This is a genomic window from Arthrobacter sp. ok909 (assembly GCF_900104405.1).
Taxonomy (GTDB): Bacteria; Actinomycetota; Actinomycetes; order Actinomycetales; family Micrococcaceae; genus Arthrobacter; species Arthrobacter humicola.
Genome location: NZ_FNJS01000069.1, coordinates 1 through 2,863 on the forward strand (window position 1 = coordinate 1; position 2,863 = coordinate 2,863).

At 66.6% G+C, this 2,863-nt stretch carries 1 protein-coding gene; it reads right to left on the reverse strand.

Annotation, left to right across the window (positions count from 1 at the left end):
- Window positions 1-106: 106 nt before the first annotated feature.
- The gene (locus tag BLR03_RS23760; protein WP_091256998.1) at window positions 107-2,638 is read right to left on the reverse strand and encodes an HAD-IC family P-type ATPase; all 2,532 of its coding nucleotides are present in this window, start codon (window positions 2,636-2,638) and stop codon (window positions 107-109) included.
- Window positions 2,639-2,863: the final 225 nt, after the last annotated feature.

A 2,863-nucleotide genomic window follows, 5' to 3' on the forward strand; every position in this document is an offset into this window, starting at 1 on the left:
TTACAGGTCGAGGACCCCCAACACACGTTGGGGGTCCTCCCGCATTTAACACCCCTAACGGGCCACGAACCCATCCGCAGCACCGGCACACCCGGGGGACCCTCCTTCACTTCCGGCCCACCGCCTGCGCCGGGAAAGCGCGGGCGTGGACCCGGGCCAGGACCTCGACTCCGAGGCCCCCGGCGGCCCCGCACGCCACCGCAGCGAGCAACAAACCGCCCGGAGGTCGCGAGAGCAGGAAGAACTCCTGCGCGAGCGGCAGGTTGAGCAGGGCCACCAATGAGGCGCTCATGGCCACCACCACAGCAAGGCGCCCTGCATTAAGGGGCCGGGACACGGCCGATAGGATCCACAGCCCAACGATGGACAGCGTCAGAACCGAGGCACTGCTTACTTGTTCGGGCGTCGCCGTGCCGGACAACGGCGCCAGGGCATTGAGCGTGAGCAGCGCGGCCGTCACGATGAGTCCTGCCGGCACGGAGAACCAGAGGGCCCGGCGCAGGAATCCAGGCTGGTAGCGGCGCGGGTTCGGCATGAGCGCCAAAAAGAATGCCGGGATTCCGATTGTCAGGCCGTCAGTGAAGGACAGCTGGCGGGGAAGGAAGGGGAACTTCCAGTCCAGGAGCCCGAACGTCACTGCGATGGCAGTCGCGTAGACCGTCTTGCTCAGGAAGAGGCTCGAGACGCGTTCGATATTGGCGATCACCTGCCGGCCTTCAGCAAGGACCCCGGGAAGTCGGTCGAAGCGGCCGTCGAGCAACACCAGACGCGCCACGGCCTTCGTTGCGGGCGCCGCGGAGTCCATGGCGATGCCAAGGTCGGCTGTCTTCAGCGCAAGGGCGTCGTTGACGCCGTCGCCGGTCATTGCCACAGTGTGTCCCCGGCGTTGCAGCGCCTCGACCATAGCCCTCTTCTGGGCCGGGGTGACCCGGCCAAAAACCATGTTCGCCTCCATCACTTCCTCCAGGTGCAACGGATCCTCGGGGAGTGAGCGTGCGTCGTAGCCCTCCGTGACCTCCAGGCCAATCCGGCGCGCAATGGCGGCGACGGTCCGGGGATCATCGCCGGAAATGATCTTCAAACCGACGCCCTCGGCGCGGAAGAAGTTGAGGGTCTCCCGCGCATCGGCGCGGGGCTGTTCCCGGAACGTCAGCAGCGCCACAGGATGCAGGGACCCCGGCAGCTGCTCCAGCTTTCCATTGCTCGGCAACTGATCAGCGCGGGCCAGAAGCAGAGTCCGCAGCCCTGTCTCAGCCAGTTCGCCGGCCTGACGCAAGATGTCGCCCCGGCTGGGTTCGTTGCTCTGGGGCGGGACGGCGCCGTCGGGAGCAGAGACCAACGACGCGTCGAGTCCGGGGGAGTCCTCGCCCTGCACAAGCATCATCTCCGGCGCTCCGAGAATCCAGGTGCGCGCCGCACGGGTGCGCCCGTCGAAGCTGACTCCGCTCCACTTCCGGGCGGAGGAAAACGGCACTGATCGCACCGGCTGCAGGCCGCCGTCGTACTCAAAAGCCGTACTCAGGCAGCGTGCCGTGGCGTTTGCCTCGGGCTCAGCGCCAAACCATGCCAGGACTTGCTCCCATCCCGGTTGCGGCGCCAACGGGTGGACGGCATCGAAGACGAGCCCTCCCTCTGTGAGGGTTCCGGTCTTGTCCATGCACAGTACGTCTACGCGTGCCAGTCCCTCGACAGCGGCGAGCTCCTGGATCAGCACATTGTGGCCGGCCAGCCGGAGCCCGCCCACGGCGAAAGCCACGCTCGTGAGCAGTACGAGTCCCAGCGGGACGATCGCGATCATGCTGGCAATGAGGCCCACCAGAGCCGGCGTCCAGGCACCGGTGGAATAGGCGGTCTGCCAGCCGCCGCGCGCCTGGATCTCGCCGTTGATCACGAGGATAGCCACCGGCAGCAGGATCCAGGCAATCCAGCGCAGTACGCGGTTAAGGCTGTTGCGGATCTCGGAGTTCACCAGCGAGAAGCGACGCGCATCTACCGTCAGCCGGCTCGCGAACGACTCCGCCCCTACCCGGACAACCCGGGCAGTGCCGTGGCCGGCCACGACGATCGATCCGGAGAGCACTTCCGTCCCCGCGTCCTTATCCACGGGGTCTGCTTCGCCCGTGAGGAGCGATTCGTCCACCTCGAGGCCGGACGACTCGAGTACTGCGGCGTCGGCAGTGACCTGGTCCCCGGCCCGCAACACCAGGACGTCGTCCTTCACGACCTCGGCCGTGGCGATGTCGTGGATCTGACCCTCACGCAACACCCTTGCCAGCGGGGCGTTGAGAACAGCCAGCCGGTCCAAGGACTTCTTCGCCCTGTACTCCTCGACAACGCCGATCACTGCGTTACTGACCGCGGCGAGGCCGAACAGTGCATCCTGCCATTGCCCCAAGAGCAGTAGCAGCAGGAAGCTCGTTCCGACGATTGCGTTGAAGAGCGTGAAGACGTTGGCCCGGAAGATCTGCCACAGGCTTCGGCTGGTGGTGTCCGGGACGCGGTTTGTCAGCCCGTGCTCGACCCGCGTGGCCACCTCGCCCTGCGACAGGCCGGTGACGGCCGGCTGGCGTTTGGCGGCCGTCCGGGAGGCACGCCGATGGAGAAAGGCTCGTCTCCTGCGCCGGCGGTATGCCCTCACCCTCCGATGGTATCCGGCGTGGCGTCAGGATGTGACGGAGGGTACAGAACCGAAGAACGACGCCGGGTCGACACTTTCGGGCTCCATGCCCCGTTTCGCCCCGGATTTCCGGGCCAGGCGCCGTGAGGACGGTGCTGTGGGGGTGGGTTTGCGGTGGGGGCGTGGTGGGTGTATTGTTTTCTAAGTCGCCGCGAGGGAGACCAGCGGAAATGCTGGGAACCGGAG